The organism is Vibrio sp. 1557, assembly GCF_033340175.1.
GTDB lineage: Bacteria > Pseudomonadota > Gammaproteobacteria > Enterobacterales > Vibrionaceae > Vibrio > Vibrio alginolyticus.
In genome coordinates this window covers 1-1537 of the sequence record NZ_JAWOVZ010000105.1, presented here as the reverse complement: position 1 = coordinate 1537, position 1537 = coordinate 1, and the positions used below count along the sequence as shown (strand labels likewise).

At 47.0% G+C, this 1537-nt stretch carries 1 protein-coding gene; it reads right to left on the bottom strand.

From position 1 onward, the window contains the following. Positions 1-1537: M66 family metalloprotease (locus R7070_RS24985; RefSeq protein WP_318141368.1), on the bottom strand; the 1537-nt coding region annotated here is incomplete at both ends.

Genomic DNA, 1537 nt, shown 5'->3' with positions numbered 1-1537 from the left:
AGGTAGTAAAGTGCGCCATAACGAGTTTTCGCATTCAGTTCAGGATCATCAGACAACGCGGCGGTATCGAATCGGCTGAAGTCACAGTTGTAGAGTGATTTGCCTTTCTCGTTCCCCGTTAGCGCCTTCACTTCAGAACACACCATCAGCGATGTGTTGTCTGGATTGTTGCCAAACTTGTATGCAAAGCTTTGTTGGTAGGCTTGCTGATCAGCGAGGTAACGAGCGTATGCCGCTTTGTCTTCATCGCTCGCACTGTCTGCCGGTTTCGCAACAGATGCAGGAGCTGAACCTGAAGAATCTTGAATCGTCTCGACTTTACGACCGTAACCAAACTTAAACGCCGCAATATCGTACAGACCCCAAGTTGGCGTTTCATCCAACATGCTTGGTGCGTAGTCCATCGTCGAACTGTAAGCAGGAATGTTGTTCAAACCAAGTTGATGCGCTTGCTCTAGCGTGTAGTAGTTCGCTTTGTCATTTGAGCCTTTAAAGTTATGGCGCAGACCCATGTTATGACCAAGCTCGTGAACAAGCGTATTGCTGTAAGTCGCAACCGTAATCGCATCTGCGGCTTTCACTTGCAACTCTTTTGGTAGGTATTTCCAACGCTTAAGCTGACGCGATACTTCGTTACCTGCGTCATCGAGTTTGATCTCAAAGTAACGCTCGTCATCCAACTTCAAGTTGTCCAACATGGCCTTATTGGTTGAAGAAACCCACGACGCTTCGATTGGATAGACGTTGTTCTCTGCCCAGAAAGACAAACGGTTCTCTTCAACTTCAACCACCTTTTCAAACTCCATGTCATCATTGAAGTTTTTCATTAGCTGAGTTGGGCTCTTCGTCGCCGCTTTTCCAGAAACGATGTCTTCTTTTGAAACGAGCGGCGCATGAATGTTTTCATCCGATTTCAGGCTCGCCATCGCCGCCATTGTAGAAAGCGCTTCAATTCTATCCGCAACTTCTGTTTTCACAGATTCGCTGCTGGTTGGCAATGGATCTAAGCCATCTAAGTCCAGTTGATTACGATTATAGAAACGCGCCAAGTTATCCCAATAGAAAGGCACACCCGTTCTTGCAACACCTGCGTATTGGTTCACGTGGCCTTTGATGATTTCCCCCGTCATCGGGTTAGAAACCGACGGGCCATAGCCAAGCAGACCGTTCGCTAGAGGCTCGTCAATCAGGTTAATCACGTTGTAACGCAGATCTCCTGGGTGAATACCAGCCGCTTTGGTTTTGTTCACAATCTCGATTTCAGGCTTGCCTGCATCCGCCCCAAATACATTCAGCGCTTGGTTCATCTTGTCGATCGATTGCAGCGTTGCATCCAAGAACAACTTGTTCTTCTCTTCAAAGAAATTGTCGCTCAAGTAATATTTGATAGAGCTTTGATCTGGGTTGAAACGATTGAGGTAAACCACATCACGGTCGTATTTATTCGTGACTGGGTTAAGCTTTTTCGTCGACGTGGTGAAGAAACCAATGTCGTTCTCATCACCCACTGGGTACAAGATCGGTTGGTAACCTTCGG